The sequence below is a fragment of the Bradyrhizobium sp. UNPA324 genome, from assembly GCF_006658635.1.
In the GTDB taxonomy this organism is placed as follows: Bacteria; Pseudomonadota; Alphaproteobacteria; order Rhizobiales; family Xanthobacteraceae; genus Bradyrhizobium; species Bradyrhizobium nanningense.
Genome location: NZ_LFJD01000004.1, coordinates 424,112 through 442,572, shown reverse-complemented (window position 1 = coordinate 442,572; position 18,461 = coordinate 424,112). Strand labels below are relative to the sequence as shown.

At 64.2% G+C, this 18,461-nt stretch carries 13 protein-coding genes; 7 read left to right on the top strand and 6 right to left on the bottom strand.

Going from position 1 to position 18,461, the window contains the following annotated elements; all coding sequences use genetic code 11:
* The first annotated feature begins 95 nt into the window (after positions 1-95).
* Complete coding sequence (locus UNPA324_RS02030; RefSeq protein WP_181769259.1) at positions 96-3,908, top strand: YhdP family protein; 3,813 nt, start codon at positions 96-98, stop codon at positions 3,906-3,908.
* Between the two features lie 97 nt (positions 3,909-4,005).
* Here the strand turns inward: UNPA324_RS02030 and UNPA324_RS02025 are convergent, their stop codons facing one another.
* The 4 genes from UNPA324_RS02025 to tyrS all read right to left on the bottom strand — a co-directional run bounded on the left by UNPA324_RS02025 (position 4,006) and on the right by tyrS (position 9,268).
* On the bottom strand, positions 4,006-5,700 hold the full coding sequence (locus tag UNPA324_RS02025) for a methyl-accepting chemotaxis protein (RefSeq protein WP_141933198.1): 1,695 nt from the start codon (positions 5,698-5,700) through the stop codon (positions 4,006-4,008).
* A gap of 359 nt (positions 5,701-6,059) precedes the next feature.
* Complete coding sequence (locus UNPA324_RS02020; protein WP_128921977.1) at positions 6,060-6,497, bottom strand: DoxX family protein; 438 nt, start codon at positions 6,495-6,497, stop codon at positions 6,060-6,062.
* A 176-nt stretch (positions 6,498-6,673) separates the two neighbouring features.
* Positions 6,674-7,957, bottom strand: a complete 1,284-nt coding sequence (locus UNPA324_RS02015; RefSeq protein WP_128921976.1) for an MFS transporter — start codon at positions 7,955-7,957, stop codon at positions 6,674-6,676.
* 57 nt (positions 7,958-8,014) lie between these two features.
* Positions 8,015-9,268 carry a tyrosine--tRNA ligase gene (gene tyrS / locus UNPA324_RS02010; RefSeq protein WP_128921975.1) on the bottom strand — a complete coding sequence of 418 codons (1,254 nt, stop codon included), beginning with the start codon at positions 9,266-9,268 and terminating at the stop codon, positions 8,015-8,017.
* A gap of 163 nt (positions 9,269-9,431) precedes the next feature.
* On the opposite strand from tyrS, the gene UNPA324_RS02005 reads away from it, so the two are divergent.
* From UNPA324_RS02005 to UNPA324_RS01990, 4 genes are all read left to right on the top strand, one after another.
* Entirely contained in the window at positions 9,432-10,532 is a 1,101-nt protein-coding gene (locus tag UNPA324_RS02005; RefSeq protein ID WP_141933196.1) for an anhydro-N-acetylmuramic acid kinase, read from the top strand.
* A gap of 150 nt (positions 10,533-10,682) precedes the next feature.
* A complete protein-coding gene (locus tag UNPA324_RS02000) occupies positions 10,683-11,642 on the top strand; it encodes a hypothetical protein (protein WP_141933194.1) in 960 nt (319 codons plus the stop codon).
* A 91-nt stretch (positions 11,643-11,733) separates the two neighbouring features.
* Positions 11,734-13,026, top strand: a complete 1,293-nt coding sequence (locus UNPA324_RS01995) for a deoxyribonuclease II family protein (RefSeq protein ID WP_181769258.1) — start codon at positions 11,734-11,736, stop codon at positions 13,024-13,026.
* Between the two features lie 92 nt (positions 13,027-13,118).
* On the top strand, positions 13,119-13,796 hold the full coding sequence (locus UNPA324_RS01990) for a glutathione S-transferase family protein (RefSeq protein WP_141933190.1): 678 nt from the start codon (positions 13,119-13,121) through the stop codon (positions 13,794-13,796).
* 112 nt (positions 13,797-13,908) lie between these two features.
* On the opposite strand, the gene UNPA324_RS01985 is transcribed toward UNPA324_RS01990, so the two are convergent.
* Positions 13,909-14,556, bottom strand: a complete 648-nt coding sequence (locus UNPA324_RS01985) for an alpha/beta hydrolase (protein ID WP_024337874.1) — start codon at positions 14,554-14,556, stop codon at positions 13,909-13,911.
* 334 nt (positions 14,557-14,890) lie between these two features.
* Positions 14,891-15,751: a LytTR family DNA-binding domain-containing protein gene (locus UNPA324_RS01980; RefSeq protein WP_245471895.1), complete on the bottom strand. Its 861-nt coding sequence runs from the start codon at positions 15,749-15,751 to the stop codon at positions 14,891-14,893.
* 176 nt (positions 15,752-15,927) lie between these two features.
* On the opposite strand from UNPA324_RS01980, the gene UNPA324_RS01975 reads away from it, so the two are divergent.
* Positions 15,928-17,121, top strand: a complete 1,194-nt coding sequence (locus UNPA324_RS01975) for an acyltransferase family protein (protein WP_141933188.1) — start codon at positions 15,928-15,930, stop codon at positions 17,119-17,121.
* A gap of 51 nt (positions 17,122-17,172) precedes the next feature.
* Positions 17,173-18,312, top strand: coding sequence for a cysteine desulfurase family protein (locus tag UNPA324_RS01970; protein ID WP_141933187.1), 1,140 nt, complete (start codon positions 17,173-17,175; stop codon positions 18,310-18,312).
* Positions 18,313-18,461: the final 149 nt, after the last annotated feature.

Below are 18,461 nucleotides of genomic sequence, written 5' to 3'. Positions count from 1 at the left end.
TGGTTACAAGGAATTCCACGCACCACCCGACTGCTCGTTGAACGCGCTCCCGGGGCGAAATGACGAACAGCAGGAATATTCGAGGTTTGGCTGCAATGCCGGCGCAGGGAGCTCCGCTTCCCGTGGACGGCTGCGGTCCCGGCGGCGCTCAATCTCATGACGGGCGCTTGTATCGAGAGGCAATGGCAAGGAATAAGTCGCCCCAGGATTACAATCGGGACTTCGATCGGCGCGGCGGTCAGCAACAGCCGCAGGAATGGGACGACGCCGATTGGGATCCGGATCAGGAGGCGGCCGCGGGCCATCGCGCGCGCCGGCTGTTGTCGCGTTCCAGCTCGGGCCTTCATCGTTTTGGCGACGGGTTCGGCGCGCTGCGCCGTTGGCTGGCCGCCGATCGTTGGCTGAAGCGTCTCGTCCTTGTCGTCGGGACTCTCGCCGTCATCTTCGCCGGCTGTTTCGCTGCGCTGTGGTGGCGACTCGGCGCCGGTCCCATCAATCTCGACATCGCAACGCCGTGGCTGGCGGCCGCGATCGAGGACAATATTGGTCACGGCAACACGGTTGAGATCGGGGGCACCCAGATCGAGCGGGCCGGGCGGATCCGCATCGCCGTCCGTATCCGTGACATCGTCGTCCGCGATCGCGATCACGCCGTCGTCGCCAGCGCGCCGAAGGCTGAGGTGAAGCTGTCGGGGGCGGGCCTGCTGATGGGGCACCTGCGCGCCGAAAGCCTCAATCTCGTCGATGCCGAGCTCGCGATCCGCATCGCGCCCGACGGCACTGTCACCGTGTCCGCCGGCGACACCGCAAAGCCGCTTGCGACCGGCGTCGCCTCGAAGAAGGATGCGGGCTTGCCGCCGACATTCCCGCGCAACGGCGTCCCGCCGCCGCCATTCGCCACGGCGCCGGCGAGCCAGGATCCATCACAAGCCACCTCCCAGGCCGCGCCCCAGGCGCCCCCGCAGAGCGGCATTCTTCAGGGGCTCGACTGGCTCGACAGCCTGAGCATGACCGGCCTGGACGGCCAGAACCTCAACGAGATCGGTCTGAAGAACGGCAATCTGATCGTCGACGATCAGCAGCGCGGCAGCAAATGGTCGTTTGAGAACATCACGCTCAGCCTGCGCCGGCCGAGTCGCGGCGGCGTCACACTCAGCCTCGGCGAGGAGGGCGCGCACCCCTGGATGCTACGGGCCACGATCGGTCCGACCGAGAACGGCGTGCGCTCGATCGACATCAAGGCCGACAAGGTCTCGACCTCCAACATCCTGTTGGCACTGCGGGTCAAGGACCTCACCTATACCGCCGATTTGCCGCTGACTGGCGAGCTCACGGGCGAGCTCGGACGCGACGGCGTGCCGACCTTCTTCCGCGGTAAGATCGTGGTCGGCGCGGGTAATATCATCGACACGGACACGCCCGACTATCCAATGGCGATCGACCAGGCCGAGATCAATGTCGAGTGGGACGCCAACCGGCGGGTGCTGGTCGCGCCGTTCAAGATCCTGTCGGGAGCGAACCGGCTGACGCTTCTGGCCCATCTCGAGCCGCCCAACGGCACCGTCAACGACTGGCAGCTCGGCTTCAGCGGCGGGTCGATCCTGCTCGGCGGCATCGACAACGAGCCGCCGCTCGTCTTCAACCGCATCGCGATCGGTTTCCGCTTCGACACCGACCACAAGCGCTTCCTGCTGACGCAGGCCGACATCAGCAATGGCGAGATCGGCGTCGCCGGCACCGGTGCGATCGACTATTCGGGCGAGCCGCGCCTGACGCTGGGCTTTGCCGGAACGCCGATGTCGGCCTCCGCACTGAAGCGGATGTGGCCGACGCTCGTCGTTCCCGAGTTGCGCGAATGGGTGATCGAGCGGATCGAGCGCGGTACGCTCCAGCGCATCGAGATCGGCATCAATTCGCCGACCAAGAACCTGCCGCGCAAGGGCCCGCCGATTCCCGACGACGGCCTGTCGGTCAACATCGTGGCGAGCGGTGTCGTGGTCCGTCCCGTGGACGGCATGCCTGCCGTGCACGATGCCGATCTGAAGGCGCGCGTGACCGGCCGCACCGCGACCGTGACGATCGGCCAGGGCATCGCCGATACGCCTGCCGGTCGCAAGATCGCGATCTCCGACTTCACCTTCGAGGTGCCGGATATGGCGCCCAAACCGTCGCCGTCGCGCACGAAGTTTCGCGTCGAGGGACCAGTGCCCGCGGCGGCTGAAATGCTGGCCAATGATCGCCTGAGCGATCTATCGTCGACCGTCGTCGATCCCAACACCAGCAAGGGGACGTTCACCGCCAACATCCAGCTCGGCCTGCCGGTCAAGGGCGAGCTGACCAAGGCTGACACCCTCTATGCCGTCACCGCCGACCTCAACGGCTTTGCCGCCGACAAGCTGGTGATGAACCAGAAGCTGGAAGCCAACAATCTCAAGATCGTCGCCAATAACCAGGGCTATCAGGTCAAGGGCGACGTCAAGATCAACGGGCAGGCGGCCTCGCTCGACTATCGCAAGCCGACCGAAGGCGATGCCGACGTCAGGCTGCAGGCGACGCTGGACGATGCGAGCCGGGCGCGATTGGGATTCGATCTTGGCAACGCCGTCAGCGGATCGTTGCCGATCAAGCTCTCGGGCAAGATCGCCGGCGGTCCCGACCAGACGACGAAGCTCGGCGTCGAGGCAGACCTGACGGCGGTGAGGCTCGACAACGTCCTGCCTGGCTGGGTCAAGCTTCCGGGCAAGTCGGGCAAGGCCAGCTTCAAGGTGGTACCGACGGCGCAAACGACGCGCCTGGAGGACATCGTCATCGAAGGCGGCGGCGCCTCGATCAAGGGCTCGCTCGAGGTCGACGCGAATGGCGACCTCATGAACGTGAACTTTCCGACCTATTCGCCGTCTGACGGCGACAAGACCTCATTGAGGGCTGAGCGTGGTCAGGACGGCGTCATCAGGGGCACCATGCGCGGCGACGTGTTCGATGGCCGCGGCTTCCTGAAGTCGGCGATTTCAGGCAATTCGAAGGACGATTCCAAGAACAAGATGAAGAACGTCGATTTCGACATCGACGTGAAGCTCGGTGCCGTCGCGGGTTTCAACGGCGAGGCGATGCGCAGCGTCGATGCCAAGATGTCGAAGCGCAACGGCGCCATCAAGGCCTTCAGCCTGAGCGGCAAGATCGGTCGCGATACGCCCGTGGCGGCCGATCTGCGTGGCGGGCGTGCGCAGGGCAGCCGCGAGGTGATCTACCTCCAGACCAACGATGCCGGCGCGCTGCTGCGCTTCACCGACACCTACACCAAGGCGGTCGGCGGCCAGATGGTGGTGGCGATGGAGCCGCCGACGTCGGAGCCGACCACTTCGCGCGAGGGCCTCATCAACGTCCGTGACTTCACGGTGAAGGGCGAGGCGCAGCTCGAACGCGTTGCCGCCGGCGCGCCCAACGGCACCGGCAACGGCGTCTCCTTCAGCGCGCTGCGCGCCGAGTTCACCCGCCAGAACGGCGCGCTGACGATCCGCGACGGTGTCGTCAAGGGGCCCATGATCGGCGCCACCATCGAGGGCTCGATCGACTATCCCGGCAACCAGGTCTGCATGAGCGGCACCTTCGTGCCGATGTACGGGTTGAACAACATGTTCGGACAGATTCCGGTCCTCGGGCTGTTCCTGGGTGGTGGCGATAAAGAGGGACTGATCGGCGTGACCTACGAGGTTGTCGGCACGCCGGCCGCGCCCGTGATGCGCGTCAATCCGGTCTCGGCCATGGTGCCGGGCGTGTTCCGCAAGATCTTCGAGTTCAACACCGGCAAGCAGAACTCGCCGTTCGAGGAATTTCCGTCGCAGTCGAATGACGGTTCGACCGGATCGACGCGTCAGCTATCGAGCGGCTGCAGCCTTACGCGGCGGTAGAAGCGGGCGCGGCTGTCTCCGGCGTCATGCCCGGGCTTGTCCCGCGTGCGGGACAAACCCGGGCATGACAGCAAGCGCCGGGAGTGTGTTGCGCCGCCTACGCCGCGCGCACGCCTGCCAGGAACGTCCCGACTTCGCCGGAGAGCTGTTCGGCCTGCTTGGAGAGGTTGCTGGCCGCGGCGAGCACCATGCCGGCGGCATTGCCGGTCTCGTTGGCGGCGGTCGAGACGCCGTCGATATTGGTGGTGACTTCCTTGGTCGCCTCCGCGGTCTGCGAGACGCTGCGGGCGATCTCGGCGGTGGCGGCGCCTTGCTCCTCGATCGCGGCCCCGATGGAGGTGGCGATGCGGCTGACCTCCTCGATGGTGGCGGTGATGCCGCCAATGGCGTCCACGGCCTCCTTGGTCGCGCCCTGGATCTGCGCGATCTTGTCGCCGATTTCACGCGTCGCTTCCGCGGTCTGGCTCGCGAGCGACTTCACCTCGGAGGCGACGACGGCAAAGCCGCGGCCGGCTTCGCCGGCACGCGCGGCTTCGATGGTGGCATTGAGCGCGAGCAGATTGGTCTGGGCGGCGATGTTGGAAATCAGCTCGGCGACGTGCTCGATCTGCTGGGCACCGTCCGAGAGTGCACGCACGATCGTGTCGGTGCGGCGCGCGCTATCGACCGCGCGGCCCGTGACCTCTGCGGACTGGGCGACCTGGCGGCTGATCTCGGTGATGGAGGAGGAGAGCTCCTCGGCGGCCGCCGCGACGGTCTGGACACGCTGACTGGCTTCGGTGGCGGCCGAACCGACCAATGCGGCGCGGCGGTTGGTGCCTTCGGCGGTCGAGGACATCGACTTGGCGGTATGCTCGAGCTCGCCGGAGCCGGAGGCCATCAGGCCGACGAGCTGGCCGACGGAGGCATCGAAGCGGTCGGCAAGCGCGATCAGGGCGTCGCGCTTCTCCTGCTCGGTCCGCGTCTTGGTGGCGGCCTGTTCGGCTTCCAGCGCGCGCGCCGTCAACGCCGTCTGCCTGAGCACTTCGAGGGTCTCGGCCATGCGGCCGATCTCGTCGCCGCGGTCGGTTTCCTCGACCGGCTTGTCGATCGCGCCTTCGGAAATCTTCTGCATGCGGTTCTTCTGGCGGTCGAGCGCGCTGAGCACGTCGCGGGCGATCAGCCAGGACAGTGCCGCCATCAGCAGCATCAGGCCGATGCCGATCGCCGCGAGTTCCAGCGTCAGTGCGCGCACGTCGGCGTCGATGTCATCGACATAGAGACCGTAGCTGATGGTCGCATTCCAAGGCGCGAACTTGCGCGCGAAGACGGTCTTGCGGACAGGTTCGGTCTGACCGGGGCGGGGGTAGAGATAGGAGGTCACCCCACCCTGCGCGGTTTCGCTGCCGGCCTTGATGATGGCGTCGGCGATCAGGACGCCGTTGGAGTCCTTGGCCCCGGTGATCTTACCCTCGAGCTGCTGATTGGCGCCGTTCACCAGGATCGACGTGTCGGGATTGTAGACGACGGGGTAGCCCTGGTTGCCGTTGAAGTTCATGCGGCGGCCGCGCTGGTGGAACTGGGCCTTGGCGTCGGCCAATGTCAGCTTGCCGGCGGTAACTTCTTCCTGCAGCGATTGCGCATAATTGTAGAGCAGCTCAACGGCGGTCCGCATCTGCTGGACGCGGTCCTCCATCATGCGGCTCTTGCTGAGGACGGACGATACCCCGATGATGGCTGCAACCGTGAGCGCGGCGAGACAGACCATGCTGGCAAGCTTGGTGCGGATCTTGAGGTGACTCAGCAGCTTCATCGCAGCCTCGGTGGAATGGTTGTCATTGCTCGCGTCGGTAGCATGAAGTTCTTACTAATCATGAATGGACGCATGCGACGTGCCGCCGCGTGCGGCATCCGCAGCCGCGTGCGCAAACATGCAGGCCGAACGTGCCTCGCTTGCGCGTGGCGCGTCAAATCGCGGAGATAAATGATGTCGGAATTTGGTGGTGGTCGAGCCCAGCTGGATCGGCAGTGAACCGATTCGCTCACCGCATCGTCATGTCCGTGCTGCTCGTGGCGGCCCTCGTCCTCATCTGGAACGTGCTGGGGGCGCGCTGAATCGGCACCGGCAGATTTGCCGGTGCCGTCCTGCTTGCAGGTTAACCTGTAAGCGCGTCAGCGCCGCGCATAGGCGCCGCCCGACGCATCGCTCTCCTTGCCCGTCAACGCATCGACGCTGACCGAGCCACCGCCGGCTGCGGTGAGATAGAGGCAGGCGAAGCAGAACAGGATCGCTGCGGTGCCGCCATTGAGCAGCGGCAGGAACACCGGCGTCCCGGTCTTAAGCATGTGGCCCATGAAGTACGCGAAGGCCATTTCGCCCGCCAGTATGAATGCTGAGAACCGGGTGAACAGGCCGAGCATCAGCGTCGCGCCGAGCACAAGCTCGAGCGCACCGGCCGCGTAGATCAGCGGCGGGATGTCGGCGAAGTAGGGCAGCACCGGAAACTTGAAAAGCTTGGCGACGCCGTACTGGAACAGCAAGAGGCCGGTGATGAAGCGGAACAGGCTCAGGAGAACCGGTTGATAGCGAGCGAGATAGGGAAAGTTCATTGGTTTGCCTCCATCCAATGCTGCGACTTGGACTTCATTCAGTTCCGCCTCGCAAGACACTTGGGATCAATTCCATACTGACATTTTCGTGTCATCCGCATTCTTGAGCGTATACGCGTCGCGTCCGCCCGTAGTTCCCCGGTGACACGAATGAACTCTAGTTACCTCTGGGAAACCTAGCGCCGCAAGGCGGGCACGATCAGGAACGGGATCATCCCGAGCACGACGCTCGCAAGTGCGAAGACCAGCAGCGCATTGTAGCCGTGGGTGGCGTCGTGGATCAGGCCGCCGCTCCAGGAGCCGAAGGCCGAGCCCAGCCCGCTGCCGATCGAGATGGTGCCATAGATGGTGCCGACGCGCTTGCCGCGGAAGATCTTCATTGCGGTTGCCGTGATCAGCGGGCCGCGCGAGCCCATCATGCTGCCGAAACAGACGACGAATCCGGTGAGCAGGATGACATCAGGATAATACTGAAGCAGCCAGAGCAGGACGATGCCCAGAATCGAGATCGCGTAGCTGAGCAGCACCGAGGGCCGGCGCCCGATCATCCCGTCGAGGGCAGACACTCCCAACATGCCGAACACCAGCACGACGCCGGAAAAACCCCAGGCCGTCGCAGCCTGGAGCGGCGGGAAGCCGGCGTCGATCAGGTAGGCCACGATCTGCGCAGCGATCGCATACATGCCGACGGCGGTGAAGAAGAAGGTCGAGAACAGGGCCCAGAAGGCATGGTGACGCATCGCGCTCACAAGCGTCCAGCCGCTGTCGACGAAATCCGGATCGCTCTTCTTGGTGACGTGTGGCGAGCCGGCCGCGAACATGCGCCAGGGCAGGAGCAGCAGCGGCACCAGCAGCGCGAGCGCAGCGAGGCCATAGACCTGGTAGGTCTCGCGCCAGCCAAGATGATCGATCAGAAGCTGAGAGGCCGGCAGCAGGGCCAGCACGCCGCCGCCCATCGCCGAATAGACCACCGCCATGGCGGTCGGCAGCTTGGGGCCGAACCAGCGGCCGAGCAGGATCGAGTTCGGCACATTGCCGATGAAGGCAACGCCAATGCCGACACAGAGGCCGATCGAAAGCTGGAATTGCCAGAGCGCGTGCGCTTGGCTTGCGATCAGGAAGGCCGAGCCGAGCAGGAACAGTCCGAGCGCGTAGACAACGCGGGGTCCGGAGTGGTCGAACAGCCGTCCGACCAGCGGCGCGGTCAGTCCGCTGATCAGCCAAGTCAGCGAATAAATCGAGACGACCTGCGCGCGGTCCCAGCCGAAGCTTTCGGAGATCGGCTTGAGGAAGACGGTGAAGCTCTCGCTTAAGCCCCGGCCCAGGACCGCCAGCGTGAAGCACAGCGCGAGCACGACGAGCGCGGTGCGCACAGCGCCTCGCCCAGTGCTGCGAGCGTGTTCCCTCGACGCTTGCTTCGACGTTTCCTTCGACGTTTCCTTGGGCGTGTTCTGATCCATTGCCGGTCAGGGAGCGCGCATCTTCGCGCCCTGACAAGCAGCGAAAAGCTCATACGCCTATGCAGGCTTGATCAGGATGTGCTTCTTCTTGCCGAAGGACAGCTTGATCACGCCTTCCGGCGTCAGATTGGCCGCCGAGAGCGCCATCTTCTCGTCGGTGACGGACGCGTCGTTCACACGCAGGCCGCCGCCCTTGATCTGCCGCCGCGCTTCGCCGTTCGAGGCGACGAGGCCGGCCTTGACGAAGGCGGTGAGCACGCCGAGCCCGGCGTCGAGCTCGCCGCGCGGAATTTCCACCGTCGGCAGGCTCTCGGCGAGTGCGCCTTCCTCGAAGGTGCGGCGCGCGGTCTCCGCTGCTTCATTTGCTGCGTCGCGCCCGTGCAGCAGGGCGGTCGCCTCGGTTGCGAGCACCTTCTTGGCTTCGTTGATCTCCGAGCCGCCGAGCGCCTCGAGCTTCGTGATCTCGGCGATCGGCAGCGTCGTGAACAGCTTCAGGAATTTGCCGACGTCGGCGTCCTCGGTGTTGCGCCAGTACTGCCAGAAATCATAGGGGCTGAACTGGTCGGCATTCAGCCACACCGCGCCTTGCGCGGTCTTGCCCATCTTGGCGCCCGAGGCCGTGGTTAGAAGCGGCGTCGTTAGCGCGAACAATTGGTGCGTGCCCATGCGGCGGCCGAGATCGACGCCCATGATGATGTTGCCCCATTGGTCCGAGCCGCCCATCTGCAGTTTGCAGCCGGTGCGCTTGGCGAGCTCGACGAAGTCGTAGGCCTGGCAGACCATGTAGTTGAACTCGATGAAGCTCATCTCCTGCTCGCGCTCGAGGCGCAACCGCACGGAGTCCATGGTCAGCATGCGGTTGACCGAGAAGTGACGGCCGACGTCGCGCAGCATCTCGATCCAGTTCAGCTTGGTCAGCCACTCCGCATTGTCCAGCATGATGGCGTCGCTCTTGCCCTCGCCATAGCGCAGCACCTTGGCGAACACGCCGCGGATCGAGGCCTTGTTGTCCTCGATCTCGGCGACGGTGCGCATCGCGCGCGTCTCGTCCTTGCCGGAGGGATCGCCCACCATGGTGGTGCCTCCGCCCATCAGCGTGATCGGCTTGTTGCCGGACTCTTGCAGCCAGTGCAGCATCATCATGGTCAGGTAGTTGCCGATGTGCAGCGAGCGGGCGGTGCAATCGTAGCCGACATAGGCGGTCGCTTCGCCCTTGGCGGCGAGCGCGTCCAGCCCCTCGAAATCGGAGCACTGGTGGATGAAGCCACGTTCCTGCAGGATATTGAGGAAATCCGATTTAAATGCAGTCATCTGTCGGCATGCCCAACAATTCTTGGTTTACTGTTTTGGGAGCAATTTTAGGGTCTGGCGTGGGAACCCGATTGCTGCCCGCCACTTGGCGCTGTGGCATTATAAGATGTGTCCCTCTGGCACAAGATCGGCATGCCGGAACGGGTCTTGAGGACGCTGATCCATGATGTTGACGGCACTCGGTTTGATGAGCGGCACCTCGCTGGACGGGGCGGATGTCGCGCTGATCGAAACCGATGGAAAACAAGTGAAGGCATTCGGGCCGACCGGCTACCGGGCCTATCATGCTGCGGAGCGCAATCTGCTGCGTCAGGCCCTGAGCGAAGCCGTGCATTTGACCCAACGCGATGCGCGGCCGGGCGTTCTGGCCGAGGCCGAGCGCGTGGTGACGCGGGCCCATGCGGAGGCGGTGGCCACCTTCCTTGCCCAGAACCGCATGAGGCCGGAGGACATCGACATCGTCGGATTCCACGGCCAGACGGTGCTGCACCGGCCCGAAAAGCGGCTGACGGTGCAGATCGGCGACGCGCCAGCGCTGGCAAAAGCGATCCATATTCCCGTGATGCATGATTTCCGCGCCGCCGATGTCGAGGCGGGCGGGCAGGGCGCGCCCTTCGTACCGGTCTACCACCGCGCGCTGGCGCAGTCGCTGGACCGCGAGGGGCCGATCGTTGTGGTCAATATCGGCGGCGTCTCCAACATCACCTATATCGACAGCGACACGCTGATCGCCTGCGACACCGGCCCCGGCAACGCGCTGCTGGACGATTTCATGTACCGCACCATGAACCAGGCGTTCGATGCGGAAGGAAAGTTCGCAGCGCTCGGGAAGGTCGACGAGGCCTGGATCGCACGCGCGCTGGAGCTGCCGTTCTTTGCGTTGCCTCCGCCGAAATCGCTCGACCGCAACGACTTCGCTGCGCTCAAGCTCGGCGACGTCGCGCCGGCCGACGGCGCCGCGACGCTGACCGCCTTCACCGCGGCGGCGATCGCCCGCGTCATTCCACTGTTGCCGCGGCGGCCGCGGAGCTGGATCGTCTGCGGCGGCGGCGCCCGCAACCTCACCATGCTGCGGATGCTGCGGGAGCGCGTGGGCTCGGCGACCGTCGAGGCCGCCGAGACCCTGGGATGGGCTTCCGACGCCATCGAGGCCCAGGCCTTCGGCTTCCTCGCCGTCCGCGGCCTGAAGGGCCTGCCGTTGTCCTATCCCGCTACCACGGGCGTGCCGATGCCGATGACCGGCGGGGTGATCGCAAGGCCCTGAACGAGCGGGCGCACTCGGGCTATTTCTGCAGATGACCGCGCAACGGGCCTAATGGGCTCGGGAAAGAGGAATACTCGCTAGACTTGTAGAAATTTTCAATTTAGGATTGAGGAATTTCAAAAGTGCATTATTGGGTGGCGGAGATTTCCCATGGCGGAAGTGAATTCGCCGGCGCAGGGCGCTATTCAGTCCCAAGGCGTCGTCACGCTCGAAAGCAGCTACACGCGCGGCCAAATCGACGGTGCATTGGCGCTGTCCGAATATGTGCTGAGCACTGGTTTCCAATCTGCGAGCGGAGAGACAGTGCCGCTCGATGCGGTTGAAGTCATCCAGGGGACCGCCGTCAAGCTCGGGATATTGGCCACAGGCGATGGAACAGCGCCGCAACCCGGGCGCAGCATTTCGGCGGCCGACTGGAACGATTTGGAGCGCGCCTATTACCGGCTCGCGGTTTTTGCGAGTCCGGTGACGGCGGAGACGCTAGATGCGACGCGCGCCATCACCTCGATCTCGGACGAATCGGAGACGTGGTGGAATCGCCTGATCGGCAATTCTCCGGCGCTGCGCTTTACGCGGCGGTTTTCCTTCGTAACGATTGTCATCGCGGTAGCGATCTTGACCGGGGAATGCCTCGTTTATTACTGGGGTCTTGATCCAGACACCACGCGATATGCCTGGGAGCGGAACCTGGCGCAGATACTTCTGCCCTGGGGGTACGGCGCCCTCGGCTCCTGCGCCTATCTGCTGCGATCGGCGCATTATTTCATCTATCAGCGTTGCTTCGACTTGCGACGCAAGCCGGAATACTTCAATCGCGTGCTGTTGGGCGCCATCTCTGGCGGCGCGATCATCCTGTTTGTCGACTATCTCGTCGACAGTGATAGCGGCGATACTCTGCATTTGAGCTCGGCGGCGCTCGGTTTCGTTGCAGGCTACAGCACCGACTTCTTGTTCAACACGATCGAGCGCATCGTGGCCGCGATATTCCCAAGGGACAACTCCGATCTGAACCCCAAGCAGCAAGTTGGAAGAAAAGCCGCGCTCCCGAAGAATCAGGACCGCGATGGGTCGCCTGACGAAGGGAATAAAAAGCCCGAAGAGGAAAACTGAGCCCATGCCGAGCCCAGACGTCCGAGAAGCAGGAAGGGCTCGAATTCCACTGCAGGGAGGATGGGCGGAGCGACGGCCGGGACGCAGAAAAATGAGGCCGGCTGAAGCGCGTGCTGCGGGGGCTTGGCGGCCGTTGCGGCTCCGGGTGATCAAGCTTCTACTGGGCCTTGCGCTCACAGTCGCCGGCGGTTCGGCGTGGTGCGTCGAGGACGTGCCGCGTCCGTTGCTCGAAAAAGGTGGTCAACCAGTTGATTGGTGGTTCACCTTCAAATTCAATGCTCAGAAGTCGTTCGCTGGTTGTGGTCCCGTCGAGGGACCGCGTGCCTGTATCTTCGGGGGCAAAGTACGGGCAAAGGATCGCTTCGGACAGCAATTCGCGTTTGCGAGCAGCAGCGCAAGCAAATTGAGCCAGGGCAAGGGCTGCGTCGGCGCCACGACCACCGATCCGGTCGGCGCCACCTTCGATCAGGTCTACAACGGCAATTTCTTCTACCTGATCTGGAACGATCAGTTCTACGGCGACCCGATCAAATCGGCCAACTCACCATGGGGCCATTCCAAGGGGTTGCTCGCCTGGAACGATGCAGGCGAGGGCTTTGTCATGCAGGTCTCGACGCCGTCATGGCCGGGCTCGGGCAGCAACCGGATCGTTCGGAAGGCCGGCAACACTCTTGGATGCATCAGCAGCAACAACAATCTGCTGGCCAGCCAGCATTTCTTTGCGCTCAAGCTGACCAAGGACGATTTGGTCGAGGTTCTCAAGGGCCTGAAGGCGGCGGGCGTGGCAACCGATCCGACCAAAAAGCAGATCGTTCGAAACGGCGGTCCTGATGATGTTCAGGAACTGGTCGGCGAACTCGGTGAACTTCCGAAGAAGAAAAAGCCGAGCACCACCGCGACGGGAGATTTCTTCACGCGCCGGGATCTGTCGACCAAAGTCATCCTGATTGCCAAGACGGCGAGTCTTACCGCACCTCCATGGGAGGTCGTATCGGCCATCCTCAGCGGCACCGCAGAGCGAAGCGCGACGTGGTGGACCAAACCCAAAATTCCTTCCACCAACAAGAATTCGAAGGTGAAGTGCCTGGAGCCGTTCGAATTGGACAAGAAACCTGGGCCGGTAGCCATCGCGTTGACGGGCGCATGGAAAGACCAGCCGATCAAACTGAATGCGCCGTCCAACCACGCGAAGATCGGGGTCTCGAGCGCGGGCGGTCACAGCTACGTTATCTTTGGCGATCTGAATCAGCAGGGAGCATTGAACCCGCCGGGCTGCGATAGCAGCCAGAACGGTCGCGGCGGCTTGTTTTTTGTGATCGACAACAAGCCGTTGCACGACAGTGTAGCCGATCTGATCGACGGCGATACGGCGCCGATGAAGTGACGGTCCGGCCATCAGGGACGCTTGCTGGAATCCTTGACATAGATGCAATCGCATGAAAAGTTCATGTAATTGCATCTATTGCGAGGAATGCCATGACCGCGTCACTGAAACTGATCAGCCACAAGCTTTGCCCCTACGTGCAGCGCGCCGTGATCGCGCTGAAGGAGAAGGGCGTGCCGTTCGAGCGGGTCGATATCGATCTCGCCAACAAGCCGGACTGGTTCTTGAAGCTGTCGCCGCTCGGCAAGGTGCCGGTGCTGGTGGTGACGACGGAGCAGGGTGAGTTCGTCCTCTTCGAGAGCAATGTGATCTGCGAGTACATCGAGGAGACCCAAGGCGGCGCGAGGCTGCACCCGGCGGATGCTTTGAAGCGCGCCGGCCACCGCGCCTGGATGGAGTTCGGCTCGGCGATCCTCGGCGATCTCTGGGGCCTGGAGACGACGACGGATCCGGCGACGTTCGAGACCAAGCGTCAGGCGCTGGTGTCGAAGTTCGCGCGTGTTGAAGTCGCGCTTGGCGCAGGCCCGTTCTTCGCCGGCTCGCAGTTCAGTTTGGTCGACGCCGTGTTCGCGCCCGTCTTCCGCTATTTCGACCTGTTCGACGAACTGACCGAGCACGGCATCTTCCGCGACGTGCCGAAGGTGCGGGCCTGGCGAGCGGAGCTGGCGAAGCGTCCGAGCGTGCGCACTGCTGTTGGTGAAGACTATCCGCAATTGCTGCGCGCCTTCCTCGTGCGTCACGACGCGCATCTGCTCAAGCTTGCGGCCTGAGCTGAGCATGTTGCTTACCTAGCCCGGATGGAGCGCAGCGCAATCCGGGGCCCTGCGTCTGCGGATGGGCCCTCCCGGATTTCGCTTCGCTCGATCCGGGCGACAAAAAGCCTCAGCGCACGTTCGCCAGACGCATGTCGAGATACGCCGTGATGGTCTCCATCAGCGGCTCGAGCTTGGCGTCGAAGAAGTGGTTGGCGCCGGGGATGATCTGCTGGTCGATCACGATTCCCTTCTGGGTCTTCAGCTTCTCGACCAGCGTGTTGACGTCCTTGGGCGGCACCACCGCGTCCTTCTCGCCATGCACGATCAGGCCCGACGACGGGCAGGGCGCAAGGAACGAGAAGTCGTAGAGATTGGCCGGCGGCGCGATCGAGATGAAGCCCTCGACCTCGGGGCGACGCATCAACAGCTGCATGCCGATCCAGGCGCCGAACGAGAAGCCGGCGACCCAGCAGGCGCGCGCTTCGGGATTGATGGTCTGCGCCCAGTCCAGCGCTGCGGCGGCATCCGACAATTCGCCGGTGCCGTGGTCGAACGAGCCCTGGCTGCGGCCGACGCCGCGGAAGTTGAAACGGAGCACCGAGAAACCGCGATGCGCGAAGGCGTAGTAGCACTGATACACGATCTGATGGTTCATCGTGCCGTGAAACTGCGGATGCGGATGCAGGATCATCGCGATCGGCGCGTTCTTCTGCTTGGCCGGGTGATAGCGGCCTTCGAGGCGGCCGGCAGGGCCGGTGAAAATGACTTCAGGCATGGATGTCTCTGATTGAGTCCCTTGGAGGTGATCCCTGCGCAATCGTCCGATTGGGGCTCTCACTGCGTGGCCGCCGACGAGAGCACGGATGAAAGGTGGAGAGCGCGCCCTCGGATGATGCGCGAGTGGCGCGCGGGTGAACTGACGCGCGCTTCTAACACGAGGCAAGGGTCAAAAAGCAAGCTTCTTCGACATCTCTCAATCGACTCAAGAGCTTAGCCGGTCATGTCAGCGTTATCTCCGGCCAGCTTCCCATGACCGCGACTGCCGGAATTCAACCGGGCCGAGGCAGGAGCCGTCCGCTTCGCCGGAGGCAGCGCTCAACTAATTGGAATCACGACCGTTTATGGATCACCGGTTGATCGGCCCTGGCGATTCCCGCCGGGGCGGTTCGGCTCCCCAGCGCGGCGACCGCCGGCCGGTAACGCCGGCTGCCGCCGAGCGACTGGCCGTTGTCGAAGGCGAGCTCGAAATCTCCTGATGGCTTGAGGTCCACGCCGCGCACCCGGTCGAGATTGGCGAGCCTGGTCCGATGAACGCGAACGATGGCAAAGCGCGCCAGCTCGCTTTCCGCCGCCGCCAGCGTGCCCCGGATCAGGTGCTGGGTGCCGTCGGCGAGGCTGTATTCGATGTAATTGCCGGCGGACGCGACCCACAGGATCTCGCGCGGCAGCACGCGAATGCGGCTCGTGCCGTCGCGCAGCCAGATCACGTCGGGCGGTGACGGCTGGAGCGGGGCCGGTGGCGCCGGTGGAGCGACTGCGGCGCTCTTCAGCTCACGCCGGCTTTCGAGCAACCAGACCGTGCTGGCGATCAGGACAACGGCCACGGCGTCCTTGCGAAATTCGTACAGGACCGTCGCGAGCGAGAAACGGAAGTCGTAGGCGCCGCCGGCGAGCCAGAGCGCGAGCTTCCGCACCCAGGCCATGCCGGTGATGTGGAGGGCGGAGAAGCCGAGCAGGGTGATCGCCCCGAGGCCTGCGCGGGCGGCGAGGCCGGATGCCCGGCGCATGCGGCGGACCGCCAGCACCAGTATCGGCAGCAACAGCAGGATGACGGAGATGCTCGACATCTCCCAGAACAGCCGCCGGCCGATGTCGTAGCTGTCGCCGCGCCAGGCGGCGTCCTGAGCGCCCGAAAACGCATTGACGATTCCGATCGCAAGCGTGACCGCCGCGATCGCAGCGAACATCATCCGGTCGCCGCCACTGATCCCAAAAGGCCCGCTATTCGTCCCAGCCGCCGGCGGCTCATCCCCTCGCGTCCGATTCTGATCCCAAACCGGCTCGACGCGCTCCGTCGGCGAGGCATTTCCTGTGTCAGCCATGGCCCGAAAACCGCGCTTGTCGTCCCCTCAAGGAACAGAAAACCATGACAACACCACAGCAATTGCAAAGCTCGCAAAGGCGTATCGATCTGGACTGGGTGCGGATTTTAGCCTTCGCGCTCTTGATCTTCTACCACGTCGGCATGCTCTACGTGTCCTGGGGCTTTCACATCAAGAGTGCGCACCGGCTGACCTGGCTGGAACCGGTGATGCTGTTCCTCAACCCGTGGCGGCTGTCGCTGCTGTTTCTGGTGTCCGGGGTCGCGACCCGCTTCATGCTCGACAAGTCGACCTTTACCGCGCTTGCCCGCGCGCGCTCGGCGCGGCTCTTGATCCCACTGGGCTTCGGCATGCTCGCGATCGTCCCGCCGCAATCCTATCTCCAGATCGTCGAGAGCCTCGGCTATTCCGCGGGCTTCTTCGATTTCTACGCCAGGCACTACTTTGCCTTCGGCGCGCAGTTCTGTCCGAACCCCTGCATCGTGTTGCCGACCTGGAATCATCTCTGGTTCGTGGTCTATCTGTGGGTCTACACGATGGCCTTGATCGGCGTGCTTGTGCTGTGGCCGGCTGGCGCTGACCGGCTCGGCCGGAAGCTGGCTGTTATCCTCGACGGGCCATGGCTGTTGATCGTCGTTTGCCTGCTGTTTGTTGCCTGGCGCCTGGTGTTGTTCCCGGCTTTCCCCTCGACGCATGCGCTGTTCGGCGACTGGTTCAACCACGCCGACCACGCGACGGCCTTCCTGACCGGCTTCCTGCTGGCGAAGCAGGAGGGGATTTGGCGCAATGTCGAGCGCCAGCGCTGGGCGGCTCTGGCGGCTGCAGTCGCCTGCTTCTCGGCCTTCATCCTGGTTCGCACCGGTCTGTTTGCGCCGTCGCCCGCGCTGAAATGGGCCGCCGCCTCGGCCTACGGTTGCTACCAATGGCTCGCGATCGCCGCCGTGCTGGGCTTTGCGCGGCGCCACCTCACGGCCGACAGTCCCGTGCGGCGCTATCTGACTGACGCGATCTTCCCGTACTACATCGTGCATCAGACCGCGGTCATCGTGATCGCGCATGCGTTGCACGACAGCAATATCCCGGTTGGGATCGAAGCCTCTCTTGTCATCATCGGGACCGCGCTCACATGTGTGGCGACCTATGAAGTCGTCCGGCGCATCGCTTGGCTGCGTCCGCTGTTCGGATTGCGGGCGGCGCCGCGGCCGGCTGCCATAATGGAGCAGCAGCAGCCCGCCTGACGCGGGCCGCGGTCCGATTGGCCGGATGGCAAAAGATGCTAAGAGGGCGAGATGCCGACCCGTGTCTATCTCGATTGGAACGCGACCACGCCGCTGCGCCCCGAGGCCCGGGCGGCGATGGTTGCGGCCTTTGAGCTGATCGGCAATCCGTCGTCGGTTCATGCTGAGGGGCGGGAGGCGCGGCGATTGGTCGAGGAGGCCCGTGCCGTGCTTGCGACGGCAGTCGGCGCGTTGCCGCGGAACGTGGTCTTCACCTCGGCGGGAACCGAGGCCAATGCGCTGGCCCTGTCGCCGGGTTTGCGGGGACCGGCCAGCGGCCCTGTCGAGCGGCTGCTGGTCTCGGCAGTCGAGCACGCTTCGGTGCTGGCAGGTGGCCGGTTCCAGGGTGCCGCTATCGATCTGATCCACGTGGCGCGCTCCGGCGTGGTCGACCTTGAGCATCTGAAGGCACGGCTTACGGACGGCCCGCCAGCGCTGGTTTCGATCATGGCCGCAAATAACGAGACGGGCGCGCTCCAGCCGGTCGCCGAGGCGGCACGGATCGTTCACGAGGCCGGAGGCCTCCTGCACGTCGACGCGATGCAGGCCCTGGGGAAAACTCCCTTCGACATCAAGGCTGTAGGCGCCGACCTTGCGACCTTTTCTGCGCACAAGATCGGCGGGCCAAAGGGGATTGGCGCACTGGTGGTGGCCGAGGGGATCGCCGGACTGGAGCCGGTGCTGCGGGGCGGGGGACAGGAGCAGAGCCGCCGCGCCGGAACCGAGAATGTCGCCGGGATCGCCGGCTTCGGCGCGGCTGTGAAGGCTGCGCTTCAGGCTCTGCCGGAGGATGCGGAGCGCATGACAACCCTCAGAGCTTGCTTGGAAAATGGCATCCGAGCGATTGCGGACGCAACGATCTTCTCGGATGACGTGAAGCGGTTGCCAAATACCGTCCTGTTCACGGCGCCGGGTCTCAAGGCCGAGACCGCGGTGATTGGCTTCGACCTCGAAGGCGTCGCCGTCTCCTCCGGCTCGGCCTGTTCCTCGGGCAAGGTCCAGCCCTCCCACGTCCTTTCGGCCATGGGTTATGACCCGACCGTGGCCCAGGGAGCGGTGCGTCTCAGTCTGGGCTGGTCCACGGAACCGGAGGACATCAACAGGGCGTTAGAGGCTTGGCGAAAGCTCGGTAATAGCCTACTTAAGCACTAAGCGACGAAACACGGGTTGAACGGTTCTAAGCCGTGCTTTCCGCCCAGAAACATCGTAATACTCGTCCGAGTTTGATCCACCGCGGTCCTTGAAACCGCGAGCGGAGGATAGAATGCCAGCCGTGCAAGAGACGGTCGAGCGCGTGAAGC